At 66.5% G+C, this 20,837-nt stretch carries 20 protein-coding genes, 1 tRNA gene and 1 pseudogene; 10 read left to right on the top strand and 12 right to left on the bottom strand.

Annotated features, from left to right (window positions below):
- Nucleotides 1-500 (bottom strand): annotated as a pseudogene (locus tag A5695_RS07610) (alpha/beta hydrolase); the annotation flags it as partial.
- Nucleotides 501-687: 187 nt separating this feature from the next.
- On the opposite strand from A5695_RS07610, the gene A5695_RS07615 reads away from it, so the two are divergent.
- A tRNA-Arg gene (locus A5695_RS07615) sits at nt 688-761 on the top strand.
- A gap of 159 nt (nt 762-920) precedes the next feature.
- Here the strand turns inward: A5695_RS07615 and A5695_RS07620 are convergent.
- From A5695_RS07620 to A5695_RS07635, 4 genes are read right to left on the bottom strand one after another with little or no spacing between them, the layout of a single operon-like run.
- Entirely contained in the window at nt 921-1,661 is a 741-nt protein-coding gene (locus tag A5695_RS07620) for a 3-oxoacyl-ACP reductase family protein (RefSeq protein ID WP_068079623.1), read from the bottom strand.
- A 17-nt stretch (nt 1,662-1,678) separates the two neighbouring features.
- On the bottom strand, nt 1,679-2,539 hold the full coding sequence (locus A5695_RS07625; RefSeq protein WP_068079747.1) for an NmrA/HSCARG family protein: 861 nt from the start codon (nt 2,537-2,539) through the stop codon (nt 1,679-1,681).
- A gap of 33 nt (nt 2,540-2,572) precedes the next feature.
- Nucleotides 2,573-3,217 carry an FMN reductase gene (locus tag A5695_RS07630; protein WP_068079625.1) on the bottom strand — a complete coding sequence of 215 codons (645 nt, stop codon included), beginning with the start codon at nt 3,215-3,217 and terminating at the stop codon, nt 2,573-2,575.
- Nucleotides 3,214-4,347 carry an LLM class flavin-dependent oxidoreductase gene (locus A5695_RS07635; RefSeq protein ID WP_068079628.1) on the bottom strand — a complete coding sequence of 378 codons (1,134 nt, stop codon included), beginning with the start codon at nt 4,345-4,347 and terminating at the stop codon, nt 3,214-3,216. The genes A5695_RS07630 and A5695_RS07635 overlap by 4 nt, the downstream gene beginning before the upstream one ends.
- A gap of 166 nt (nt 4,348-4,513) precedes the next feature.
- On the opposite strand from A5695_RS07635, the gene A5695_RS07640 reads away from it, so the two are divergent.
- The 6 genes from A5695_RS07640 (at nt 4,514) to A5695_RS07665 (ending at nt 11,264) form a co-directional block, all read left to right on the top strand.
- Nucleotides 4,514-5,455, top strand: a complete 942-nt coding sequence (locus A5695_RS07640; RefSeq protein ID WP_068079630.1) for a DUF5996 family protein — start codon at nt 4,514-4,516, stop codon at nt 5,453-5,455.
- On the top strand, nt 5,452-6,939 hold the full coding sequence (locus tag A5695_RS07645) for an MFS transporter (RefSeq protein WP_068079632.1): 1,488 nt from the start codon (nt 5,452-5,454) through the stop codon (nt 6,937-6,939). The genes A5695_RS07640 and A5695_RS07645 overlap by 4 nt, the downstream gene beginning before the upstream one ends.
- A 311-nt stretch (nt 6,940-7,250) precedes the next feature.
- Entirely contained in the window at nt 7,251-8,333 is a 1,083-nt protein-coding gene (locus A5695_RS07650) for a helix-turn-helix transcriptional regulator (protein WP_197515389.1), read from the top strand.
- The gene (locus A5695_RS07655) at nt 8,330-9,400 is read left to right on the top strand and encodes a helix-turn-helix transcriptional regulator (protein WP_068079636.1); all 1,071 of its coding nucleotides are present in this window, start codon (nt 8,330-8,332) and stop codon (nt 9,398-9,400) included. The genes A5695_RS07650 and A5695_RS07655 overlap by 4 nt, the downstream gene beginning before the upstream one ends.
- A 134-nt stretch (nt 9,401-9,534) precedes the next feature.
- Nucleotides 9,535-9,996: a RidA family protein gene (locus A5695_RS07660; RefSeq protein ID WP_068079638.1), complete on the top strand. Its 462-nt coding sequence runs from the start codon at nt 9,535-9,537 to the stop codon at nt 9,994-9,996.
- The gene (locus A5695_RS07665) at nt 9,996-11,264 is read left to right on the top strand and encodes an acyl-CoA dehydrogenase family protein (protein WP_197515390.1); all 1,269 of its coding nucleotides are present in this window, start codon (nt 9,996-9,998) and stop codon (nt 11,262-11,264) included. Before A5695_RS07660 ends, A5695_RS07665 begins: the two co-directional genes overlap by 1 nt.
- A 43-nt stretch (nt 11,265-11,307) precedes the next feature.
- Here the strand turns inward: A5695_RS07665 and A5695_RS07670 are convergent, their stop codons facing one another.
- The 4 genes from A5695_RS07670 to A5695_RS07685 all read right to left on the bottom strand — a co-directional run bounded on the left by A5695_RS07670 (nt 11,308) and on the right by A5695_RS07685 (nt 15,089).
- Entirely contained in the window at nt 11,308-12,486 is a 1,179-nt protein-coding gene (locus A5695_RS07670; RefSeq protein WP_068079640.1) for a serine hydrolase domain-containing protein, read from the bottom strand.
- Nucleotides 12,483-13,955 (bottom strand): biotin carboxylase, encoded by a 1,473-nt coding sequence (locus A5695_RS07675; RefSeq protein WP_068079642.1) that lies wholly within the window; start codon nt 13,953-13,955, stop codon nt 12,483-12,485. The genes A5695_RS07670 and A5695_RS07675 overlap by 4 nt, the downstream gene beginning before the upstream one ends.
- Before the next feature lie 110 nt (nt 13,956-14,065).
- Nucleotides 14,066-14,758 (bottom strand): type 1 glutamine amidotransferase domain-containing protein, encoded by a 693-nt coding sequence (locus A5695_RS07680; RefSeq protein WP_068079643.1) that lies wholly within the window; start codon nt 14,756-14,758, stop codon nt 14,066-14,068.
- A gap of 82 nt (nt 14,759-14,840) precedes the next feature.
- A complete protein-coding gene (locus tag A5695_RS07685; RefSeq protein ID WP_068079646.1) occupies nt 14,841-15,089 on the bottom strand; it encodes a hypothetical protein in 249 nt (82 codons plus the stop codon).
- Nucleotides 15,090-15,378: 289 nt separating this feature from the next.
- Here A5695_RS07685 and A5695_RS07690 point away from each other — a divergent pair, with 289 nt between their 5' ends.
- The 3 genes from A5695_RS07690 (at nt 15,379) to A5695_RS07700 (ending at nt 17,301) form a co-directional block, all read left to right on the top strand.
- Nucleotides 15,379-15,792, top strand: a complete 414-nt coding sequence (locus tag A5695_RS07690; protein ID WP_068079751.1) for a hypothetical protein — start codon at nt 15,379-15,381, stop codon at nt 15,790-15,792.
- 345 nt (nt 15,793-16,137) lie between these two features.
- Nucleotides 16,138-16,908 carry an enoyl-CoA hydratase gene (locus A5695_RS07695; RefSeq protein ID WP_068079648.1) on the top strand — a complete coding sequence of 257 codons (771 nt, stop codon included), beginning with the start codon at nt 16,138-16,140 and terminating at the stop codon, nt 16,906-16,908.
- Nucleotides 16,909-17,010: 102 nt separating this feature from the next.
- Nucleotides 17,011-17,301: a hypothetical protein gene (locus tag A5695_RS07700; protein ID WP_156749511.1), complete on the top strand. Its 291-nt coding sequence runs from the start codon at nt 17,011-17,013 to the stop codon at nt 17,299-17,301.
- 4 nt (nt 17,302-17,305) lie between these two features.
- Here the strand turns inward: A5695_RS07700 and A5695_RS07705 are convergent, their stop codons facing one another.
- Genes A5695_RS07705 through pdhA form a run of 3 tightly spaced genes read right to left on the bottom strand, consistent with a single transcriptional unit; the run spans nt 17,306 to nt 20,607 of the window.
- The gene (locus tag A5695_RS07705) at nt 17,306-18,463 is read right to left on the bottom strand and encodes a dihydrolipoamide acetyltransferase family protein (RefSeq protein ID WP_068079652.1); all 1,158 of its coding nucleotides are present in this window, start codon (nt 18,461-18,463) and stop codon (nt 17,306-17,308) included.
- A complete protein-coding gene (gene bkdB / locus A5695_RS07710) occupies nt 18,460-19,506 on the bottom strand; it encodes a 3-methyl-2-oxobutanoate dehydrogenase subunit beta (RefSeq protein ID WP_068079654.1) in 1,047 nt (348 codons plus the stop codon). Before bkdB ends, A5695_RS07705 begins: the two co-directional genes overlap by 4 nt.
- A complete protein-coding gene (gene pdhA, locus A5695_RS07715) occupies nt 19,507-20,607 on the bottom strand; it encodes a pyruvate dehydrogenase (acetyl-transferring) E1 component subunit alpha (protein ID WP_068079656.1) in 1,101 nt (366 codons plus the stop codon).
- Between the last annotated feature and the right edge of the window lie 230 nt (nt 20,608-20,837).

Consider the following 20,837-nt stretch of genomic DNA (forward strand, 5'->3'; position numbering starts at 1 on the left):
TGGATCAGCACCGGTGCCCGGCACCCCGGCGCGAGATCGTGGCGCCGCCAGACGTCGAGCAGGTTGTCGCGGCCGCCCGGGCCGTAGGAGATGTTGGAGGTCTGCGCCGCGTACCGGCGATGCGGACCGGGCCGGCCCAACACGCCGCCGCGCGGTGCGCAGACCGGCTTGGTGGCGCCCGGGTGGCACACCTGCTCGCGGAAGTCCGCGCCGAACGACTCCTCGAGAGCCGCGGTGAGGGCCCGATCCGCCCGCTGCGCCGCCCAGCTGGCGCCGACGCGGCCGATGGATGGGTGCGAGACCCGCGACAACGCGTGGCCGGTGAGGACGTGCGGGGGAAACTCCGTGGACAGCCAGCCGGCGAGACACCCCAGCGCAAACGGTGAACCGCGCAGCAACAGTGCGCCGGCCCGGTAGGCGTCCATCGCATCGGCCGCCAAGCGTGACGCCTGGCCACTGGCCCACGAGCACCGTGAAGTCAAGTGCATGGTCACGCTCATGACAACGCCACCCGTCGACGCTATGCACACGTCCCAATGCGGTAAACGGCCGATGAGCAGCCGGTGTTGTACGTGTGTCAAGGGCCCCAACAATAGCCGATACTTGCGGTGCGCGAACGCTTTTCGTGCGCGACGCGGCGGCGAGTCGTGTCGCGACACGCCGTTGGAATAGACTGACCTGCGCATTGCCTCCGTAGCTCAGGTGGATAGAGCAAGGGCCTTCTAATCCCTAGGTCGCACGTTCGAGTCGTGCCGGGGGCACCCAACGTAATGTATGACGTCGGCTGATGCTTGACATTCCTGCTTCGGGTGATGCCTGACAGTGTTTCGGCTGATGCGTGACACCTACTTCGGTTGATCCTTGACACCCCCTCATGAGGAGGCGAGCGTCGGCAGAGCAGCGTCATCGGGCCGTGTCGGTCAGGCGCTAAACCCGCCGTCGACGTTCCAGGTAATGCCGGTGATGAAGTCTGCCTCCGGACTTACCAGGTAAGCCACGGCGCTGGCGATGTCCTCGGCGCGGCCGTAGTGACCGACCGCCGTGAGTTGCCGCATGGCGTCGGCGAATTTGCCCACATCCGGATTAGCGTCGGTCGCCGTAGGCCCCGGCTGGATGACATTGACCGTGATGCCGCGCGGGCCCAGCTCGCGGGCCAGCCCGCGCGTCAACCCGCCGAGCGCGGCCTTGGTCATGGCATAGACAGCGCTGCCCGGATGCGGAACGCGGTCAGCGAAGATGCTGCCCGTGGTGACGATGCGGCCACCGGCACCTAGGTGCGGAATCGCCCGCTGGATCGCCACGAATACGCCCCTAACATTGACCGCCAGCATCCGATCGAAGTCCTGCAACGCAAAAGATTCGGCGACACCGGAGTTACTCAGGCCGGCGTTGTTCACCAGGATGTCTAAGCCGCCGAAGGCCGCCACCGCGGCATCGACCGCATCGGTCACCTGTTGCGCGTCGGCGCTATCGGCCCGAATGGCTACCGCCGCGCCGCCCCGTTCCGACACCTCCGCCCGCAGCGTCTCTGCCGCAGTTCCCGAAGCGGCGTAGGTGAACCCCACCATCGCGCCGTCGGCGGCCAACCGCTTGACGATCGCCGCGCCGATACCCCGCGAGCCACCGGTTACCAGTGCCCGCCTCCCCACCAGAACATTCATATCGGTGCCCGCCTCCTTCAGCTTTGGGATCCGAAGACGCGCCGCGTCCAGTCGGCGAACGACTGCCACCGGATGTCCGGGTTCGCGGTGTGTAGGGCCTCGATGTCTACGCGGTAACCCGGGCCGTTGAGGAACTGCCACATCGCGTGCATATCGGGATTGGCGATGGACTCCAGCGGGGTCTGTTCATGTCGCACGGTGTGCCCCAGCGCCGCGCTGAGCGCGTCGGCCATCTGCGCCGGCGTCGGAGCGTCGCCGGCCAGCTCGATGCGCCGCCCCAAGTACGGCTCCGGATTCGCTAGCACCTTCGCGACGAACGCACCCAAGTCCGGACGGGCCAACTGTTGCAACGGACGATCGGGCGGCAATGGCAGATCGAGCACCCCGGCATTGATGCGGTCCATTCCGCCGAGCGCATTGTCGAAGAAATAGGTGGGGGCGGTAATGGTGTACGGCACACCGCTTGCGGTCAGCTCTGCCTCGATGATGGCTTTGCTTTCGAAATGCGGCACACCGGTGCGCTGATCCGCGCCGGCGACCGAACTGAACACCAGGTGTGGCACCTGCTCGTCGATGGCCGCCCTGACGATCGCACGGCCCTGGGCCACCTCGGCATCGACCCCCGCGTCGAACGGGGTGGTCAGCGCGAATACTCCTGCGACACCGCGCGCCGCCACGTCAAGCGCACTGCGGTCGTCGAGAGAGCCGACGACAATCTCGACGCCGCGCTCACGCAGCCGCCGAACCGACGGCACGTCTGGACGCCGCACCATTGCGCGCACCCGGGCTCCGTGGGCCAGCAACGCGGTGGCAACCGCGCCACCCTGCCCACCGGTGGCACCCAACACCAGAAAGGGTGATTCGGAGGTCGCTCTCAACAGGGTTCCTTGGCGCCACGGCCGCACACCGACTCAGTCTTCGACGTTTTCGCCCCCTTCTGGTGGCTGCCACCCGGCCAGCAGGCGCTCCATGTCGGTCAGCTCCTCGGAAAACACATCCCGACGAGTGCGGGGACCGCACGCTTGTACGAGCCGAGCGAAATCGTCGGCGGCTTTGCGGATCCTCTCCGAGAGGCCAACGGAACCATGTTGGGCGCCGAAGTCATGAGTGGCCGCGTACACCCCCGTCGGCGACACCACCGCATGCAGGTAGGAGAACATCGGCCGCAACGCGTGTTCGAGCACCAGCGAGTGCCGCTCGGTACCACCGGTCGCCGCGATCAGCACTGGCATGTCCGACAGGGTTTGCTCCGGCAACACGTCAAAAAACGATTTGAACAACCCGCTGAACGAGGCATTGAATGCCGGGGTCACGGCAATCACCCCGTCGGCGTCGGCGACCGTGTCGAAGGCGGATTCGAGGTCCGGCGCGGCGAACCCTGCCAGCATCGCGTCCACGATCGGGCGGGCCAGGGGGCGCAGCTCGATCACCGATGCGGTCGCGGTCAGGTTCCGGTCCGCCAACGCCGCACGCACCGCCGCGGTAATCCGGTCGGCCAGCAGCCGGGTCGATGACGGTTCTCGCAGCCCGCCGCTGATGATTGCCAACTTCGTCATGCGCGGTCCTGCCCTGAAGTGGCGGGCCGTTGTGCGCTGCTAGCGCCGGAGTCGCTGCTGGTCGCCGCCTTGACCAGCGCCTCATGCGTGGGAGCGTCGGGCACGTGGTCCGGTCTGCCGATCGCAAACTCCTTGCGCAGTACCGGTATCACTTCTTCTCCAAGCAGGTCGAGTTGTTCCAACACCACCTTCAGCGGTAGACCGGCGTGGTCAATCAGGAACAACTGCCGCTGGTAGTCGCCGGCATATTCGCGGAAACCCAGCGTCCGATCGATCACCTGCTGTGGTGAACCGACGGTCAACGGTGTCTGGGCGGTGAACTCCTCCAGACTCGGGCCGTGCCCGTAGACCGGGGCATTGTCGAAATAGGGCCGAAACTCCGCGGTCGCATCCTGACTGTTGGGTCGCATGAAAACCTGCCCGCCGAGACCCACAATCGCCTGATCGGCGGTGCCATGCCCGTAGTGCTCGAACCGTTGCCGGTACAACTGCACCATTCGTTTGGTGTGCCACGACGGCCAGAAGATGTGGTTGGCGAAGAAACCGTCGCCGTGATACGCGGCCAATTCAGCGACCTCCGGGGTCCGGATTGACCCGTGCCACACGAACGGTGGCACTCCGTCCAACGGTCGGGGCGTCAGGGTGAAGCCCTGTAACGGCGTGCGGTAATTGCCGCTCCAGTCGACGACGTCTTCGCGCCACAGCCGCCTCAGGAGGCCGTAATGCTCGACGGTCAACGGGATCGCTGCCCGGATGTCTTGGCCGAACCAGGGGTAGACCGGCCCGGTGTTCCCGCGGCCAAGCATCACGTCCACCCGTCCCTCGGAAAGATGCTGCAGCACGGCGAAGTCCTCGGCGATCTTCACCGGATCGTTCGTGGTGATCAATGTCGTCGAGGTGGAAAGAATGATCCGCTCGGTCTTTGCCGCGATGTAGCCCAACAGGGTTGTCGGCGAGGACGGCACGAACGGCGGGTTGTGGTGCTCGCCGGTGGCGAACACGTCAAGACCGACCTCTTCGGCTTTCTCCGCGATCATCACCGTGGCACGGATGCGCTCGGCTGCGGTGGGTGTGTAGCCCGTCGTCGGATCCTCGGTGACGTCACCGACCGTAAAAATCCCGAATTGCATACCGGACATCGAGTCACACCTCACGGCCGCGGTGCGCTTTGGGACCCGCTATGTCCGAATAGGCCCGCGGCGCGTGGAAAACGTTACGCCTCGTCCGCAGCACGGGTAAGTGCTTGACTAAAGACCTGGCCGCTAGATGCCGCACCGACGCAGGAGTGATCAGCCGATGACGCAGGACAACGATGCGTGGCCCAGCCTCCGAATTGACGACTGGGCTCCGACGCGGGCCACACTGCACATGTGGATGCAGATCGTCGGCAAGGTGCGACTCGCCCACTCGCCGATGGTCAACCATTGGTGGCAAGTCACTTCGTACGTGACTCCCCGCGGGTTGACAACCTCGGCAATTCCGTATGGGGCCGAGGTCTTCGACATCGAATTCGATTTCATCGATCACCAGTTGCGGATTCGAAGCAGCGCCGGCACCACCCGTGCCGTGGCCCTGGAAGCGATGTCGGTCGCCGAATTCTACGCGCGGACCATGCGGGCATTGGATGAACTGGCACTCCCCACGCGCATCCAGTCACATCCCAACGAAGTCGACCCGGCCCTGCCGTTCACTGAGGACACCGAGCACGCGTCGTACGACCCTACCGCCGCCAACCTGTTCTGGCGCCAGCTCCTTCATGCCGACCGGGTACTTGGGCAGTTCCGGTCGCGCTTCGTCGGCAAGGTAAGCCCCGTGCATTTCTTCTGGGGCGCAATGGATCTCGCGTGTACTCGATTTTCCGGCCGCAAAGCGCCTCGCCATCCCGGTGGTGCGCCGAATTGTGGGGACTGGGTCATGGTCGAGGGCTACTCACACGAACTGAGCAGCTGCGGGTTTTGGCCGGGCGGGGGTGATGAGGGTGCGTTCTACGCTTACGCCTATCCGGAGCCCGACGGATTCGCCGACCACGCGGTCAGCCCCGCCGAGGGTGGTTACCGCAAAGATCTCGGTGAATTCGTCTTGCCGTATGAGGTTGTGCGGCGGGCGACTGACCCAGATCGGACGCTGCTCGGTTTTCTCCAAGACACCTATGAAGCGGCGGCGCTCAATGCTGGCTGGAACCGCGCCGCGTTGGAAGACGACCCGAATCGGTGGAGCGCCTACCGAACACGCGGATGACCGCCGAACGAAAAGCCATTGCCGCGCAGCGAGTTCCGCTGACGTCGCCTGCGGCGCGGTGGCTGATCGCAGCTGCGGTCCTTGGCTCTGGCATCGCCTTTCTCGACGGCACAGTGGTCAATGTCGCGCTCCCCGCTATCGGACGTGACTTGCGCACCGGGTTGACGGGCCAGCAGTGGGTACTCGACGGCTACCTGCTGTCGCTGGCGACGTTGCTGCTTTCCGGAGGCGCGGCGGGCGACCGTTATGGCCGGCGCCGTATTTTTATCGGCGGCTTGGCCGTTTTTACCGTGGCCTCTCTCGCCTGCGGACTATCGCCGACCGTGAGCTGGCTGATTGGCGCACGGATGGTTCAAGGCGTCGGCGCGGCAGCGTTGGTTCCCGGCAGTCTTGCATTGATCGACGTCGGAATCAAAGACCAAGACCGAGGGCGTGCCGTGGGGATTTGGGCGGGCATGTCCGGGGTGACCTCGGCGCTCGGTCCGTTGATCGGTGGTTGGCTTGTCGACGCCGCATCCTGGCGATGGATCTTCTTTGTGAACGTTCCACTGGCTGCCGCCGCGGTGTGGATCGCGGCTCGCCACGTTCCCGAATCGAGCAACACCACCGCACGCGGAGGCCCTGATGTCCTCGGCGCCGCAGCGGCCGTGGTCGGCCTTGCGGGCGTCATCTACGCGCTGATCGAAACCCCTTCTCGCGGCTGGACTTCGGTCACCGTGGCGGCCGCCGCAATCGGCGTCGCGGCACTCGTGATGTTTGCGTTGATCGAGTCGCGTGCCGCCGCCCCGGTGCTACCGCTGCAGTTATTTCGCTTACGCCAATTCACTGGCGCGAACCTCACCACTCTCGCCGTCTATGCCGCGCTCGGAGGCGCTCTCTTTTTGTTGGCGCTGCAGTTGCAGCAAAGCCTCGATTACTCGGCGCTAGCCGCCGGCCTCGCGACGCTGCCCACCACCGTCATCATGTTGCTCGGCTCGCCGTTGGCCGGGGCCTTCGCGGAGCGTGCGGGTCCGCGGCTGCCCATGACAATCGGCCCACTGTTTGCCGCAGCCGGACTGGCCTTTATGGCACGCATCACCCCGGGGTCGTCATATCTCGAAGCGGTGCTGCCTGCAGTCACCGTCTTCGGCCTCGGCTTGGCGTTCACCGTCGCGCCGCTCACCGCCGCGGTCCTCGCCACCGTGCCGGAAGAGCTTGCCGGAACCGCTTCAGGCGTCAACAACGCGGTCGCGCGCCTTGGCGGACTGCTCGCCGTCGCGGTCTTGCCAACCGCGGCCGGTGTCGACGCCGGCATCGGACAACCGCTCGGCCGCAGCTTCGCAGTTGCAATGCTCATTGTCGCTGCAGTCTCCGCGAGCGGTGGGGTCGTCGCGGTCCTCACCATTCGTAGCGGCGTCCGCGTCGTACACCAAGTACTGCCCGGGGTTAACTGCGCCTGCCAGGACCCCTGCACGCGACATGCCGAAGGCTTGGAAGGCGTGTAGTCGCGATCGCCTGCTACAGCCGTGTTGAGCTCACTGCGGAGCCCGCGCAGGTCTCGTCGTATTTCACGGTGTTCACCGGGATCGGTCCGGACCACTACGGCCGCTACCGCGATGTCTTCGTCCCGCTCGGAAAGGCCTGGTTGATCGCGCACCGATTCGTCTCAACGGACCGGCGGGCGCCGAATCCGAACGACGGCACCACCGTCGTCGGTCGGTCTCATGACTCGACGCGCAGCGACGGCACGCGTTCGTACCGCTATTTGCCCATGCCGCGCGCAGCGCCGGAGTTATCCTTCGGCGAAGGAGGACCCATGACGCTCGCATCGACCGCCAGCCCTGAGCGGGCGGTGCTCGCTGGGTTCGGTGGTCGCGTCCGCCAGGCCTGCGACCAGGCGCGCACGGCTGTCGATCCGCGTCCGCTGGAGCGCCTCAGCGCCGAGCTACGAGCAGTGCTGCGTTCGCCGGGCCATCCGCCGCGGGTGTCCGCTGAGCTCACCGGGATGCTCGCCGAACTGGCACAGGCCCGTGCGGCCCAGCTCAAGCGCGGCGACTCGGTGTCGCCGGCGGGCGCCGTCAGCGCGGTGTACGAGCAATTGGACGGCCTTCGCACCGCCGATACCGCACCGGCACTGATCGAGGCCGCAGCGCACGCAGCAGTGTCATGCATCGGCGCCGACCGGGTGTTCGTCTCACGAGTGACCGCGTCATCCTGGATTGTGCAAGCCGTCGCCGGTAGCACGTCGGGTGGCGCGCTGGCGACGTTGGAGAAGCGTCTGCGCGGCATCCCCGCCGTGCTGGGGGCACCCGAACGAGCCTGCCTCGACAGCCGCCACGCTCTTCTGGTCGACGGGGACGCCGCCCAAGGTTCTGACTTCGGTCGCTCCACGGGCAGCGCAAGCTATGTCGTGGCTCCGGTGCTTGCGGCCGGCGACGTGGAGTTGTTGATCCACGCCGACCGGGAACCGACGCGGGGCCGACTCGACGTCGTCGCTCAGGAGACCGCCGGTCAGTTCGCCGACGGCCTGGGTCTGCTGCTGGACAACTTACAGCTGCGGACCACGTTGGTACGCGGGTCGCAGCGCCCCGACCCCGACCCGGCCGATGCGGCGCCGGGCCAACCGATACCCCTGGACGGCGCGCCGTTGCCGGGCGGGCACTCCCTGCCGGCCGGCGCCAACTCGGCTGCCGCCAAAGTGCTTTCGCCACGCGAACTCGAGGTCATGCAATGCATGGCTCGTGGTCAGCGCAACGCCGAGATCGCCGCGGAGCTGATCCTCGGCGAAGCGACGATCAAAAGTCATGTCGCCGCGATCATGCGCAAGCTGCACACCCGTACGCGTGCTGAGGCTGTGGCGCGTTACCTGCGCATGGCGGGTGGGACCGAACCCGAATGACCAGCCCGACCCTGAATTCTTCGTCCCGCCGGCAGCGCGATCTCGACCGACGCACCGATGAACTGCGCATCCGGGCGAGCGTCCTGCTGCGGACCGCACCGGCGGAGGACACCGACCGTGCCGCAGAGATGATCGCGCTGGTCAGCGCCATCTCCGAGGTGCTGGTCACCCAGCCATCGGGTAGCTCTGTCGCCGACTCCCTGACGGGGCTGGCGGCAGATCTGCAAGAGCTCGCATTCGACCTGTATCGGCACCAGGCCGCGGAGCAGGAGCTGCGCGTCGGCGGCTTCAGTAAGGCGTTACGGCGACTGCAGCTGAGCACCGACAGCGCCGTACTCGTCAAGGACGCCTGCGATGAGGTCCGCCGCAGTTGTGGCTTCGAGCGGGTGCTGCTATCCCGCGTCGATCACAGCCGCTGCCGCCCGTGGCGGGCCAGCAGCGACGCTCGCCGGCAGCCGTGGTTCACCAGTTGGGTCGACGGTGATATCAGCCTGCACGACCTCTCGCTGGAACATGTTGTCGCCGAACGTCATCCCGACGTCATCGATACCCGCCAAGCCGGCGGCCATGACATGATCCGGCAGAGCCGATCGACCTCGTACGCGGTGGCTCCGATCGATCCGGGCGGGCAGGTTTCCGGCCTGTTCCACGCCGACCACGGGGTCGGCGGTCGACCCTGTGACGAGACCGACCGCAACATCCTCAACGCCTTCACCGTGGTGTTCAGTCACGTCTACGAGCGGGCGTTCCTCCTCGAACGCTTGCGCTTTCAGCAGCTTCGGCTGCGCGAGACCCTGGCCGCCGTCGACGCCGAGGTCGGCAGGCTGGCGACCTTGCGACCGCTGAATTCGGGCGCTTCCCTACGCGCGGGACTCAGCCGGCGCGAGGACGAGGTGCTCGATCTGCTCGTCCGGGGGATGAGCAACAACGCCATCGCCGAGGCGCTCTGCATCAGCGTCCGCACGGCCAAGGCGCACGTGACCAGCATTCTGATCAAACTCGGTGCGAAAAATCGCTCGCAGGTGATCGCGCAGCTGCACTCGGTACCGAGGATCTCCGCCGACTGAGCTATGCCGCCCGGCTTACCGGGAGCAATCGGCACCTTTGGCGGAGGCCATTCCGTCGACGGTCCGATGTGCGCGACGGGGCCGCATCGCCACGGTAGAGGCGTACGCACACCGCTAAAGGAGCACTTCACACCATGAGCACTACCGTCACTGGTCATGTCAAGCGCTACGTCTACGGCCCCGAGGTCAACTACCTCGGCACCGAGGCGTATCCGCACTACTCGTTCTGCGACATCACCCAAGCCGGCAACACGCTGTACTGCTCGGGGGTCACACCGACTCGAGGTGTCCAGGACGGCACGAACTACCCATACAACCTCGAGGTCGTCTCGGCCGGTGACTTCCGCGGGCAGTACGACTGGGTGCTGGGCACCCTGGGCCGGATGCTCGTGCTCGCAGGTGCGCAATTCCCGCGCGACGTCGTGAACGTGACGGTGATGTGCACTGACATGCAGGCCCTCAACGGGAGTGTCGACATCTGGGCCAAGCACTTCGGCGACGCCTGGCCCGCCCTGACCTACATGCAGGTGACGGCCCTCTACCACCCGGAGCAGATGGTCGAGGCCAACGCCATCGCCGTGATCGGGGACAACTAATGGCAGCGGGCGAACACGTCGTCGAGATGACGGCGGCCGAGCAGCAGGAGGTCATTGCGGCGGCTCGTGAGCTGGCAGTCGAGTTCGACGCCGCCGGCGCAAAAGCCGACGAGGAGAACCAGTTCCCGTTCGCGCTGGTGCCGCGCTACAAGGCAGCGGGTCTGGCCCGGTTCGGGGTTCCCAAGCGTTACGGCGGTGGCGGAGCGGATATTTGGACGATCGCGCGGGTTTCTCGCGCGCTTGCCAACGGCGATCCCGCGATTGCGCTGGCGTTCAACATGCATCAGTGCATGCTCGGCATCTACAAGGCGATGATGACCGAAGAGCAGCGTGAGTACTGGCTGCGGCGCATCGTCGACGAGAACCTGCTGATGTGCGCCGCGTTCAGTGAGGACCGCGCCGGCGTCACCGGCCTGTCCGACGTGACCGCGACACCGGTCGACGGTGGATATCGCATCAGCGGGCGCAAGTCGTGGGTGACGCTCTCGGAGGCGGCCGACCTGCTGACGTTCAGCGCGACCGTCACTGATGCCGACGGCACCCTGCCGGAGGATCACGCGGAAAAGGTCAATCGCGAGCAGATCTTCATCGTCGACAAAAACTCGCCCGGCGTTGAGGTCCTGCGGACATGGAACACCCACGGTATGCGCGCCACCGGCACGCAGACCGTGATGTTCACCGACGCGATCGTGCCGACCGACGCACTTGTCGGCACCATGCGGGGCGGGTTGTTCGCGCAACTCGAGTGGGTCACGATGACCTTCTCGGGCGTCTACCTCGGGCTGGCGGACAAGGCATATGCATCCATGCTGAAAACCCTGCAAAAGAAGAGCCTTGGTGCCACCGCGGCCGCCTCCGACAATCCGTTGCGAGAGAAGGGCTGGGTGCAGCACGACGTCGGCCGTTTGAAAAGCCGCCTGGAACAGGCCGAGCGTCTACTCGAGATGTCCTGCCGACTGCTCATCGAGGGGCGTGACGCGAACTGGGATCCGATGGCCCGGCCGGCACTACTGAATCCGGTAAAGCTGTTTGTATGTGAGACGGCCCAGGACATCACCGAGACCGGCATGCGCTTGATCGGTGGCTCGACGTTCCGTCGCGGCAATCTCCTCGAGCGGCTCTACCGCGACGCGCGAAGTGGACCGTTCCAGCCCGTCACCCCGGACCAGAGTTACGAAATGCTCGGGCAGTTCGAACTCGGGTTGATGAGCGTTCCGGCACCACAACTGGCGCACGACGGCGAACCACAGCTCGCGGCCAGTCGCTGAACCTCGCTCAGGGACCGGATCGTCCACAGGCGGCCGGCGGGCGCTAACCCGCGACACCAGCCAGTTCGTGTGCCACCGCATCGAATGCGCGCAGCGTGTCCAACATGTGCGGTTCGTGGGAGTGGGCCTGGGTGGACACCTTGGCGGCGACGACCTCCGCGGCGCGGTTGACGTAGACCATCTGGCCGCACATGCCAAGGCACAGCACGACATTGCTGCCCGGGTACGGAAACCACATCTGGTTGCGGTACATCCCGCCGGGAAGATCGGTGTCGTGGTCGGGACTGGCGGCGAACGCCTCCCGCGAGTCGGTTCCGCCGTCGAAGGTGTCGGCGAGCCACGCCGCCGGCACCACTTGCCGACCGGTCAACGACACACCGTCGCGCAGGAACAACGAACCGAACCGGACCAGGTCGGTGAGGCAGGCGTTGACGCCGCCGTCGAAAAAGCCGGTGCCGACGGAGTCGACCGCGATGGTGGCGTCGCACTCGGCGCCGATGCGACTCCACAGCAGTTCCGACATCAGTTCCGGCATCCGCTGACCGCCGGCGGCCTCGCAGATCCAGCCGAGCACGTCGGTTTCACACGAGCGGTATTCGAACGGGCCGCCGTGCGCCGATTTCTGCCGCAGGGTCAGCAGGAACTCACGCAGCGTGGCGGGGGCGTCCGAGTTTCGCCTGGGCGCCCACCCCATCGCCTGGTCGAGCAGATGTATCTCCGCGGCCGGATCGTCGTAGTCTTCGGAGAACTTGATGCCCGACCTCATGTCCAGCAGGTGGCGTACCGTCGCACCGGCGTAGCCACAGCTCGCCAAGTCGGGGACGAAAGCCGTGACCGGCGCGTCGAGCTGGATGGCGCCGACCTCGTGCAGCGCGCCGACGACAGCGCCCACCAGCGACTTGCTCACCGAAAACAACAGGTGCCGGGTGTCGGCGGCCATGCCATGCAGGTACTCCTCGGCCACCATCGACCCGCGGTGGGCGACGGCCCACCCGTCGGTGGCCGTGGCGGCCATCACCGCCCCGACGGTGGTGGCTGACCCGTCAGCGCTGGCCAGGCCGATCTCGGCGACGGGGGCGCCTGCCGCGGGCAACGCGGCGACCGGTCCGGTCCCGCGGGGGATCATGGCCGTTGGCACGAAGTCTTCGACGTGTTGAAACGACCAATGCGCATAGGGCGCCGACAGCCAGTTGTCCAGGGAGATACCGGCCGGGGCGCTCACGCGCGCGCGACGAGGCGAGAGACGATCGGCGCGGCGGGCGTCAGGGGCGTCGAGACGAACTTCGCCTTCATGCCCTTCACCCAACGCTGGCAGCGCTCGCTGAGCTTGTAGTCGTCGGTTTGCAGGTGTGAGCGAGTGACGAGCACGCCGAGTTGCGCACCCTCGGAACGCAAGTCGCCGGGCGCGGCGACCCGCAGGTAGAAGGCCTCGGAGCCGTCGAGCAGCGTGGCCCAGTCGTTGGCGGTCCGTGAAAAGGAGACCCGACCGTCGTCGTCGATGCGCCATACCCCGGTGCGTGGCGTCGCGGTGAAGATCTCGATATCCGGCGACGTCTCCGTGATGATCACCTGGCCCCAGACCTCGTCTTCGCCATAGCCCCGCTCCCAGCGCGAGTTGATTTCGTCGACGTCGAGCTCGTACTCGACGTCCATGTACTCGAGCAGGTGAAAGAGGAACAGCGGGATGTCGGCGTAGGCCTCGGTGGTCAGGTTCGTCATCGGGCTCGCGCCGCTCAGGCGCGGGTTCACCTCGCCGAGGTAGAGCTCATCGGAGTCGAGATCATGCAGCAGGTCCACCTCGAAGTAGCCGAGGTAACCCTCGCGGCGCATGACGTCGCCCAGCTTCGACACCATCTCCCGCGCGGCGTGCGTCTGGGCCGGCGGCAACACCTCGCGCCAGATGTCGTTGCCGCACCAACTGCCCCGGCTCGGAGTCAGCTCCGAATAACCGACCAGACTCGTCATCGCGGGGCCGACCACGGTGCCGTGGCGGGTCACGGCACCTTCGAGGCACACCTCGACATTGCGGATGCGCTTCATGACTTTGACTTCCTGCTGCGAGGTCAGCGCACCGGCGTGCTCGTCCCAGTCGCGCTGACCGTGCACAAAGAACGTCCCGCTGCCGGCGGCGCCGTAGGCGATCGAGATGACGAGGTCGTCGCCCAATCCGGCGTTTTGCGCGAGCGTAAGCAGTTCGTCGTAGGAACCGACCCGTCCGATTGCGTGCGGCACGCTGGGTATGCCCGCCTCGTTGGCCAGGCGCGTCATGACGATCTTGGAGCCCAGGCGGTTGCGCAGCTCGATCGGCGGGTGCATGACCTCGAGGCCGGCCGACCGCGCGAGGGCCTGAATTTCCTCGTTCATCATCACAAAGCAGCATTTGCCGCCGGGGCCTTTGCCCGCGATGAACTCGAGCGTCTCGGGATCGGAGAGCAGGTGGCTGCACACCTCGTCCATCGAGTCGAAATCACGGCGGTCGCGCCGCCGGGGCACGAACACGCGCGAATGTGTGCCCTCAAAAGAGTCAAAGTAGGTGAGGTAGAAGAAGTTTCGTATCCAGCGGTCCACACCGAGCAGGTTGAACGGGGTCGGCGAGATGAAGAACAGCGGCACCTTGTTGGTGTGGAAGAACGCGCGGACGTCCGAAAGGCCTTTGAGCGGGCCGCGCCGGTCCGGTTCGGGCACGATCACGCCGCCCGCGCTGACGTTGACGGCAGGCGCGTTGCGATCGGCGAGCAGGCGGTGAAGTCACACGGTTTCATTGTTCAAGTGTGGACCGCCCACGGCCGTGCGGCAGTCGCTTAACGCAGTTCTTTCATGAACTCTTTCGCCAACGGTCCGGCGGAGGCCGGGTTCTGGCCCGTGAAGAGATTGCGATCCCGCAACGTGTAGGGCTTCCAGAGTTCGCCGCGCGAGAAGTCGACGCCCATCTTCACCAGCTCGTCCTCGGCGGTCCATCGCGCCTTCTCCCGCAGCCCAACGGCGTCCTCTTCGTCGTTGGTGAAAGCCGTGACCTGATATCCGGCGAATGGTGAAACCCCGTTTCGCCGAGTAGCCAGCATGGCGACCGGAGCGTGGCAGACGATGGCCAGCGGCTTGCCGGATGCGAGCGCCGCGGTCAGTAAGCGACCGGAGTCGGCGTCCTGCCACAGGTCCTCCATCGGGCCGTGGCCGCCCGGGTAGTAGACGGCGTCGTAGTCCTCGAGACGGGCGTCGGCCAACTCGATGGGGCGGCGCAATTCGTCAGCCGATCGCAGGATCTCCTCGAGTTCCCGGGCGATCTCTTCGCTGCCGGCCATCGATGGACGCAGGCTCATCACATCCACGTGCGGCACAACGCCTTTCGGCGTGGCAACCACGATTTGGTGACCGGCATCGGTGAGCTCGCGGTAGGGGGCCGCGAATTCCTCGGCCCAATAGCCGGTGGGATGCCGCGTGCCGTCCTCGAGGGTCCAGTAACTGGCACCGCTCACGACAAACAGAACTTTCGCCATCGCGCATCCCCTCGTCAGCGTGCACCGGATCGACTACCCAGCCTCACCCATCCGATGGCCGGCGTGCAACCGCGAACCACCATTACGACGCCGGTGCGAACTTCCACACGAGATCACGCGCACTCGCGGTCGTTCGATCGCAGGACACCGTGTGGCCGCTCGAGTCCTTCGTGGTCACATTCGGCATGGAACACGGGTGACCCGCGGCAGGTTTGTTCGCGGCGATGAGACCCAAACCGAGCGCGATCAGTGCGGCGATCACGGCAGAGACAATCGCCAGGCGGATGTAACCGATTTTCTTGTCCGTGTTGTTCTGCGCCACGGTTCGCATTGAGCGCTCCTGCCGTCGATGCATTGGGGTGGGTGGCCTCTGCGGCCCGCGATCAGCATCAGCGGCGGGCCTTGGAGGATCCTCAAAAGCTCCTTGGTGGCCCCCCGCAGCGGTGACCGCGCCGGACGACACGGCGGTGTAAATGGCTCTTAACAAGTGCCGGGTGCACATCGTCGCCCAGAGTTTGCCAATTAGATAGCTAAGGAATAACAATTGTCGTGTCGTGCGAGCAGATGACGCCTGCAGGGGGATCATGACTTAGGGCGTCTCTATTCGAGGGGTGGTCGATGTGACGTCGGACGACTGGCAACCGGTGGTGCGAGTTGGAGAACCAAAGTTCGTAGCCGGCCTTGGGAACCGGATCAAAGTTGAGGTCAAGACGCGGGGCTGGCTAAGCCGAGACTGGCGCAACTATTTCGGTCTCCAAGTATCGCTGCAAGGGCTCGATGCCAGGTACTCGTCGTACCCCTGCTGGGATGAGGTCCAGCGCATCGTGGGCACGTGTGCCGTCGATGAGGCGGAGCGCTACATCGAAATGATCGATGCCGCAATCCACTACGCGAACAACAGATTGCGCCACGACACAATGCCCACGACGGTGCTACCGGGGACGCAGCGGGATCACCGAGCATGCGCGGTGCGACGTCGCCAAGCGGCGCTCGATCAGCTGGCGAAGAAGTTGGCGCGGCCCGAGGCCGGGTAATGCCACACCCGGCGGCGAATCCGGCCGCGCGGCAGCAGTTTTACCATTAACCTGCTTAATTATCTCCGTGTAATCAAGCGTCCGCGATAGAACGCTGACTGCCAATCGAAAACTCATTCACGTCGTACGACCATTCTTTGGCGCCCGCATCCCCGGACTAAAAGCAAATCGTCGGCGGGCAGACTCAATACGATTCGGTAATTGACTCAAACGCGCAAGGGGCGCACCGGCGAGCGTGAGTTGGCACGTCGCGCAGTACCCTTACCGTGCCCCGGAGTCACAGCCGATGGCGCAGCATTCGTGCGTCGCCCGGACCCGTCAAACCCCAAGCCGCGGAGGTGCCCGATGGTCCAATCCGACCTGGTCTTGTCCACCGTCGACAATCGCGTCGCGCTCATCACCGTCAATGACCCCGACCGGCGCAACGCCGTGACCGCAGAGATGTCGGCGCGCTTGCGCGAGGCCGTGGAGCGGGCCGAGGCCGATCCCGACGTGCACGCCGTCGTGATCACCGGCGCCGGCAAGGCCTTCTGCGCCGGCGCGGACCTCAGCGCGCTCGGCGCCGCGGGCGGCGACAAAGCCGAGAAGGGCCTGCAGCAGCTCTACGACGGATTCATGGCCGTCGGCGGCTGCCGGCTGCCGACCATCGCCGCCGTCAACGGCGCGGCCGTCGGGGCGGGTCTGAATCTCGCACTGGCCGCCGACGTGCGCATCGCGGGCCCGGGGGCCCTGTTCGACGCCCGATTCCAGAAGCTGGGATTGCACCCGGGCGGGGGCGCGACCTGGATGCTGCAGCGGGCGGTGGGCCCCCAGGTCGCCCGCGCGGCCTTGCTCTTCGGGATGCGTTTCGACGCCGAGGCCGCGGTGCAGCACGGCTTGGCGCTCACCGCGGCTGACGATCCGGTCGCCGCGGCGCTGGAGTTGGCCGCCGGGCCGGCGGCCGCCCCGCGCGAGGTGGTGCTGGCGACGAAGGCGACGATGCGCGCGACCATCAGCCCGGGGGCGCTCGATCATGAGCAGCACGTCTTCGCGATGCGCACGGAGCTCGGCCCGCAGGCGTACTCCATCCAGTCGCCGGAATTCGCTCAGCGGCTGGCGGCGGCGCGACGGCGGTAGTGCCCTCGCAGGTTCATAGGTTGGGATCGGTAGCGGATCGGCCAGAGTGTGCTTTGCTACGAAGACGCCGGCAGGCCCGGCGCCCGACCAAAGGACGTGCACGTGGAGATCAACCGCACCCTCGCCCGAATCGCCGCCGGGGCCTTACTGGCCAGCGGCCTCGCGTCGGCCGGATCGGCTCTGGTCGAAGGCGTCGCCCAGGCGCAACCGGCTCCCGCGCCCCAGGTGTACTGGTGCCCGAACCAGCCGTGGAACCCGGCATGGGGCGAGAACAAGTACTGGAACCAATGCTGGGACACCGACAACCCGCCGCACTTGCCTCCCCCGCCTCCTTCTCGCGCGCCGAGCTTCAACTGCGGCCTGTTCTGGTGCCCCGTACCGCCGCACCCCTGAGCTCTCACAGGTCGAGCAACGCGGTCAGCGGTGACTCCACCAGATCCCGCAGTCCGGTGACGAACCGGGCCGCTTGGGCGCCGTCGGCGACGCGATGGTCGAAGACACAGGTCAGCGTCATCGTCGGGCGCACCACGACCTGATCGTCGACGGCGACCGGGCGCGGTTTGATGGCGCCCATCCCAAGGATGGCCGCTTCCGGGTGGTTGATCACCGGCACGCCGTCGTCGGCGCCCAGCGCCCCGAAGTTGGACACGGTGAAGGTGGAGCCGCGCAACTCCCCCGGCGTCAGCGTGCCCGCCCGCGCACCGCTGATCAACTCGGCTGCCCGAGTTGCCAGTTCGCGGGTGTTCTTGTCGTGCGCGTCGGCGATCACCGGGACCAGCAGGCCCCGCGGGGTGGCCACTCCGAATCCCAGGTGCACCCGCCGGTGGACTCGAACCTGCGGGCCGTCGGGCGAGTCGACCCAAGTCGAGTTGAGAATCTCGTTGTGCCGCAGCGCAATGAGTAACAACCGCATGGTCAGGACGAACGGCGTGACCTTCTGGTCGGCAGCCGTTCGGTCCGCCAGCCGCAAGAGTTCGGTGCAGTCGACCGCGACGCTGACTTTGGCGGCCGGGATCTCCTTGTGCGACAACGTCATCTTCTCGGCCATCCTGGCCTGCACGCCGCGGACGGGTCGGACGTCGGCCCCGTTTTGGTCGGCCGCCGCCAGCACGTCCGCGCGGGTGATGATGCGGTCGGGATCGCGCTGCAGCGAGCGCAGGTCCACCATCAGTTCCTTGGCCAGTTTGCGCGCCGGAGGGGCGGCGAGCGGGCGGCCGGTCCGTCGGCTGGCGTCGATGCCCTCGTCCGCCCCGTAGCCGACGAGCGTGGGCACCGTATCTGCCGTCGGCGGGATGGCCCCATTCGCCGGTGCCGTATCGATGCGAACGAGCACCGCCCCCACGTCGAGCACATCGCCTTCGGCGCCGTGCGTTTCGACGATTCGCCCCGCATAGGGACTGGGAAGCTCGACCTCGGCCTTGGCGGTCTCCACCGAACACAACACCTGGTTGAGCTCGACGTCGTCGCCCGCGGCGACGTTCCAGTGCGTCACCGTCACTTCCTGCAATCCCTCACCGAGGTCGGGAACACGGAACTCCTTGATCCCTGCGGTCATGGCAACTCCAGCGCACGCTCGACGCAGTCCAGCAGCCGGTCGGGGCCGGGCAACCACAGCCGCTCCAGTCGGGCCGGCGGGTAGGGGGTGTCAAATCCGCAGGCGCGCAACACCGGCGCCTCGAGCTCGTAGAACATGTCCTCTTGAATCCTGGCGGCCAATCCGGCGCCGTACCCCAGGCTGCGGGGCCCCTCATGCATCACCACGCAACGCCCGGTCCGATGAATCGACGCCGCGACGGTATCGAAGTCCAGCGGGACGAGTGAGCGCAGGTCGATGACCTCCAGGCTCCAACCACGTTGCCGCTGGGCCTCTTCCGCGGCGCCGACCGCGGTGCTGACCAAGCTGCCGTAGGTCACGACGGTGACATCGGAGCCGGTTCGGCGCACCATCGCCCGGCCGATCGGCGGTTCGGGCCGTTCGGTGTCGACGGTGCCGCGCACCTGATAGCGCCGCTTCGGCTCGAGGTACATCACCGGGTCGGGGCAGGCGATCGCGTGGCGAAGCAGCCAGTACGCGTCCGCCGGGCTGGACGGAACCACCACCTTCAGGCCGGCGGTGTGGGCCCAATACGACTCGGTGGAGTCCGAATGATGTTCGGCCGCACCGATTCCGCCGAAGGACGGGATTCGCACCGTCACCGGCATGTTGATCTCGCCGCGGGTTCGAGTGCGGTACTTCGCCAGGTGGCTGACCACCTGATCGAAGGCGGGGTAGGAGAACCCGTCGAACTGGATCTCGGGCACTGGCACGAAGCCGCGAAGCGCCAGCCCCACCGCGATCCCGATGATGGCCGACTCCGCCAGCGGCGTGTCGAAACAGCGTTTCTCACTGAACGTTTCGGCCAGGCCCTCGGTTACCCGGAAGACTCCCCCCTCGACCGAGACGTCCTCTCCGAACACCAGCACCCGGTCGTCGGCGGCCATCGCGTCATGCAGGGCACGGTTGAGCGCCTGCACCATGGTCAGCGACTGCGCGACGTCGGACGCTGCGGCAGTGAGCGTTTCGTCGGAGCTGGCCGGACGATCCGCGAGCTGGGTCATTCAGGCCTCCCCATCGCTGCGGTCCAGTTCTGCTCGCAGCTGTTGGCGCTGCGCCTCCAGACCGGGTGTCATCTCGGCGTACACCGTGGTGAACACCTCGTCGATGTCGAAATCGGGTGCGCCGAACACCGCGTCACGCAGATCCGCGCGCATTCGTTTGGCGCGCGCGGCGACCCGGTCTTCCAAGCGGTTCGACCACAGCCCCTGCTGCTCAAGGTAGGTGCGATAGCGCGGGATCGGGTCGAGCGCGGCCCAACGGTCCACCTCCTCCTGCGTCCGGTAGCGGCTGGGATCGTCGGAGGTGGTGTGCGGGCCGAGCCGGTAGGTGACCGCCTCGATCAGGGTCGGCCCACCGCCGGCGCGGGCGCGGGCGGCGGCCTCGGCCATCACCGCGTAGCAGGCCAGCACATCGTTTCCGTCCACCCGGATTCCGGGCATGCCGTAGCCGATTGCCTTGTGCGCGATGGACGGCGCCGCGGTCTGTTTGTAGATCGGCACCGAGATGGCCCACTGGTTGTTCTGCACGAAAAACACGCACGGCGTGGCGAACACGGCCGCGAAATTCAGCGCCTCGTGGACGTCCCCGACACTGGTGGCGCCGTCACCGAGGAAGGCCACCGTCACCGAATCCTCGCCGAGGCGCTGGGCGGCCATCGCGGCGCCGACGGCGTGCAGGGTCTGGGTGCCGATCGGGATCGAGGTCGGGGCGCAGCATTTCTTGGTGAATTCCAGTCCGCCGTGCCAGGTTCCGCGCCAAACCGCGCCGACGTGCCCGGGCGGGATGCCGCGGACCAGGTACGCACCGAGTTCGCGGTATTGGGGAAACAGCCAGTCCGTCTTGCGCAGACAGGCCGTCGCACCCACCTGGGCGGCCTCCTGACCGCGACAAGACGCGAACAGCGCCAACTCCCCCTGGCGTTTGAGGTTGACGAACTCGGTGTCCAGCTCGCGGGTGACCACCATCATTTCGTAGAGCCAGCACAGCGTCTCGGCCGGAAGATCGCGGCCGTACCGGGGTTCTTGGGTCGGAGCGCCGTCGGCGGCGACGAGTTGCACGGGCTCGAGGTCGACGGTCATCGGCAATTGGGGCACCATCGCCATACCGTCTCCCTACTTCGGTGCCGCAGGGGTCACAGCAAAAACTCAGCCGGGACCTACCGCGAGCCGAAGCCGATCGCCAGCTACCCGAAAGGCTTCGCTCGCCGCGACACTGGCGTATCCACCATTATGCGCCCGAATGAGAGGAGACCGCGGTGATCGCGAACGTGTCGCGCGCACCCGGTCGGAGCTTAAAACCACGACTTCTGATTTCGGATCGCCGGTGACTTTCG

The sequence above is a fragment of the Mycobacterium sp. E1747 genome (assembly GCF_001667775.1).
Classification (GTDB): Bacteria; Actinomycetota; Actinomycetes; order Mycobacteriales; family Mycobacteriaceae; genus Mycobacterium.